We start from the raw sequence: 3,847 nt of genomic DNA, 5'->3' as shown, positions 1-3,847 counted from the left end.
ATTGGTTTTAAGCTAATTTTTCTGTCTCCTCATTTCGGTCAAGGCCACTGATAGAAATGGACATCATATTAACTTTGGGGTTTATCAAATTTTTCTGATATTAAGGCTCATTGCAAAGCATTGTAGATGGGTAGGTGATTTTTCGGATCGTTAGTTTAGTGTAACGATTTTTTTCTGTGTTACATTATATTATTTATTTTGATGCTTATGTGCCTTGGTCTATTTTTGGATGGTTTTTAGTTTCAAGATTTACAGTAGTTGGTTTCATCATATATTTTATAGCTATGGAAAAACTATATAGTTTTAGAAAGTATGCGTATGTATATAAGATAAACTTTGTAGGAGTGCTAATTTTTTTTGAGTTCGCGATTTTTTTAAAGACCTGAAATGGTGGTCTTAGCATTATGAAAGGGTTGTAATAGGTTTTTTTGAAATGTTTATAACGGTCTTTATAAATGCTTGCTAACTTTAAATGGCCCTTTACAACTCTAGCTCTTTTTATTAGTTGTGACTTTAAGGATCTTGGTGGATGAAAAACAACAGCTTCTTCATTGTAGAAAAAAACAAAATCTTTATGTTTGAAAACTCTATCACCAAACTCAGTATCCTCTCCTGATCGTAGATTTGGTTCAAATAGGCCGACTTTATGAGTAATTTCTTTTCTAATTCCTAAGTTTGCTGTTGGTGCATGTCCTTTCTCCATGTAAGACTGTACATCAAAAGCAGTAATATAGTCATACTCCTCGAATATATTTGATATGTTTTCTCTATCTATTAAAATTTTTCCACCTACATAATGGTATTTGGTTAGTGAGTAATGCATTAATTCTATCCAATGATCAGAAACTTTAATATCAGCATCGATAAAAGCTATATAGTTGTATTTTGATAGCTCAATGCCTATGTTTCGACCTGCAGCAGGCCCAATATTAATAGTGGTTGGGTAGTGTACAATTTTGTATTTTAAACAAATTTTTTCAACCTCTAGGTCATATCCATCATTGATTACTATAATCTCTATAGGAATGTTAGTTAAGCTTTTACTTTTGAAAATGGATGATAAGGTTATCTCTAGTCCGTCCGGATCATATCCAACTGGAATAATAATGCTTAATGACATTTTTTACCTATTAGGTTGCTCTTGGATTCCATTAACCAAGCTATCAATAATAAAAAAATGAAAATATTTACTGAGATCATTGATCCACTCTCGAAAAAACCTCTTATAAATATTAAAGGTATACAAATATATATGGGGTGTGCTAATTCTTTATATTTGTTTCTAAAGAAAACTGTGAGCGAATGAAGTATGTAAAGGAAATAAGGTATTGTTACTATCAATCCATATGATACAAATGTTGAAAGGTAACTATTATGTGGGGAGTAATTTCCTGTAATGCCTGTTTGGAAGTTAAACTCCATCCAAAAACTTTCATTCCATATGTAATTTCCTTGACCAATTAAAATATTTTCAAAGCCTTTTTTTATGTAGAAATCCCATAGTAAACTTCTGTTACTGAAGTCACTTCCTTTTTCTGTTATGAAAAAAATCAACTCTAATATTTTTTGGTAAAATATAATTAAAAATGTTGATAATAAAATTGTAGTGTAAATAAGCATTCTTCTATCTATCAGATTGCTGATTCTTTTATAAGTAATCAGCATGATTGATACCGCTAGTAATACAGTTGCTGTAGATGAGTTGCTTAAAATAACCATGATGAAAGCCATTGTGGTTAAAGTATACTTTAGCTTATTGTTCATTTTGTTGGTGTGAATGATCATAAATGCTATAAGCATTAAAAAGCCGAATGTATTTTTATGATTAAGAATTCCGCGTGCTGAACCATCATGTAAGCCTTCCATAAAGGTGATGCTTGGAAATAATATAAGTGATATTGCGTTTATAAATACAAATAAAATGAAAAAATTGGTTGTGGTTTCTATGGTTCTTTCGGGTGAGTAGTCTCTTATTAATATAGATATGTATGTGAAAAATATTAAAAGACGGATGGATGATTTTAGCGCGCTTTCTATGTTGTTTGATAGTAATGAGCTGACTAGTATCATGATCAAAATAAAAGATGTTTTGTTATTAAATAAATTACTAATCCCGTTTTTGGAAATTCCTATTATTATAACGGAAAGCATTGTTAAAAAAAATAAATTATCGGTAATGTTTCCGAATATCTTAAAGTTGAAGTTAGGGTCTAACTCCCTATTTATTGGCCAATACCATGAGCCGGAAAGTATTAGTAAAGTATAGTATAGAGAAATTTTATATATTGTGTTCGTTTTTATCATTTTGAACTCAATTATTGATACGTATTAGGTTTTTTATTTTATTTATATAGTTTGAGTGCATGTTTTTCTAAGATTGGTTTTTGTTTTTTAATTTTTCGAAATTTCCAATAAGGATATTGCTAAAACTATAATGCTTGCAGGGATCATACGTATAAGAAATTTGCTGATTTTTTCACTAAAAACCCTAGTGTACATGTAATAATATGCTTGTATAAAATTGATATGAAATGCAATAACTAAGTACCAACAAACCTTGATTATATCATTTTGTATTATGCCGATGATTATAGCTATAACAACTACAATAGCTGAAAGTAATCCACTTCTAAAAAGTAAGTCAGACCTCTTCATTGCTTGAAAAAAGCTTCCGCTTGTAGATAATACGACCTGAACAGGTATAGCAATTGCAAATATCTTCACAATAGGTATGACATCTGACCAGTTGTTTCCTAGTATTAATAAGACTATTTTATCAGATAGTAGGTACATTGCTAAGCCTGCAGCAGATCCAATAATTGATAGCTTAAAAGTAAATTTAGTATGTATTGATTCAACTTCTTTTGGCTTTTCAGAGAGTTTACGTATAACTGGTTGAATCGCTGGTGTCATTGCGAATGTTAGTAACAGCATTGGATAGCGCATTAATTGATAAGCTTTGTCGTAAGTTCCCAGTGTTTCAGTTCCCAAATGTTTCCCGACTAATATCTTATCTAAGTTTCGTGAAAAGTAATTAATAAAATTAAACCCGAATTGATACCCACTAAAGTTTAGTAAAGGTTTTATTGCGGTAAACTTTGAACCAAATGTGGGCCTTCCGAATTCAGTTTTCTTCGAGAAATGCCATATGAAGGCAAAAACTATAGCAGAATGTATGGTTCCCTTTAATGCTAAGGCGTGTAGCGGTTCAATAATTTGTACTAGATACACGACACTACAAGTGCTTAATGTCTCAGCTATAAAAGCTGCATTTGCTATCTTAAAAAAAGCTTGTTCACGAAGTAGCAAAGCATTCGGTAATATGGTGGCAGAAAAAAAAATTATACTAATAGCGATATATGGTGTGACTTCTACTATGTTGCTTATTCCTAATAGGTTTGCAAGTGATTTTGCCATGCTTATAAAAACTAAAAATAAAACTATACCTATTAGTATTGTTAAACCAAATATTCCATTTCTATCCTTAACAGTTAATTCATTTAAGTTTATTACAGCTGGTCCTAAACCGGCTTCTGACATAAGTTGAAAAAATGTATAGAAAACCATCACTGCTGCAACTGTACCAAAATCATCTGGTGTAAATATTCGAGCTAATATCATTAGTGAAATTAGATTTGCAGTATATACTGAATATCTGCTTAGCATGCTTTTAAAAATGGCTGTATATAATTTTTTTGATTTATTCATTTTTTAGACGTTGTTAGATTGGTTTTAAATAATCCAAGTTAATGTTTTTATGTAATAGTGTCTCTGTGATGCACGACTGATAAGTCAAAATCCCTAAATAAATGGGATGTTTAGGATTGGATTAGCGTATATAACACTG

Annotated in this window: 3 protein-coding genes; all 3 read right to left on the bottom strand. The window is 30.6% G+C overall.

All coding sequences use genetic code 11. The annotated features are described in order from the left end of the window. Window positions 1–205 precede the first annotated feature (205 nt). The gene (locus D791_RS18430; protein WP_036514942.1) at window positions 206–1,120 is read right to left on the bottom strand and encodes a glycosyltransferase family 2 protein; all 915 of its coding nucleotides are present in this window, start codon (window positions 1,118–1,120) and stop codon (window positions 206–208) included. Continuing rightward, window positions 1,111–2,304 carry an O-antigen ligase family protein gene (locus D791_RS18425; protein WP_036514940.1) on the bottom strand — a complete coding sequence of 398 codons (1,194 nt, stop codon included), beginning with the start codon at window positions 2,302–2,304 and terminating at the stop codon, window positions 1,111–1,113. Before D791_RS18425 ends, D791_RS18430 begins: the two co-directional genes overlap by 10 nt. Before the next feature lie 87 nt (window positions 2,305–2,391). Continuing rightward, the gene (locus D791_RS18420; protein ID WP_036514938.1) at window positions 2,392–3,708 is read right to left on the bottom strand and encodes an oligosaccharide flippase family protein; all 1,317 of its coding nucleotides are present in this window, start codon (window positions 3,706–3,708) and stop codon (window positions 2,392–2,394) included. Window positions 3,709–3,847 lie beyond the last annotated feature (139 nt).

It is taken from the genome of Nitrincola nitratireducens (assembly GCF_000585235.1).
GTDB classification, from domain to species: Bacteria; Pseudomonadota; Gammaproteobacteria; order Pseudomonadales; family Balneatricaceae; genus Nitrincola; species Nitrincola alkalisediminis.
The sequence above is the reverse complement of the archived record's forward strand: the minus strand, read 5'-3'. Positions and strand labels throughout refer to the sequence as shown.

Excerpts from the sequence above, each read along its gene's own strand:
- D791_RS18430 (WP_036514942.1), bottom strand. The coding sequence starts at position 1,120 with ATGTCATTAAGCATTATTATTCCAGTTGGATATGATCCGGACGGACTA.
- D791_RS18420 (WP_036514938.1), bottom strand. The coding sequence starts at position 3,708 with ATGAATAAATCAAAAAAATTATATACAGCCATTTTTAAAAGCATGCTA.
- D791_RS18425 (WP_036514940.1), bottom strand. The coding sequence starts at position 2,304 with ATGATAAAAACGAACACAATATATAAAATTTCTCTATACTATACTTTA.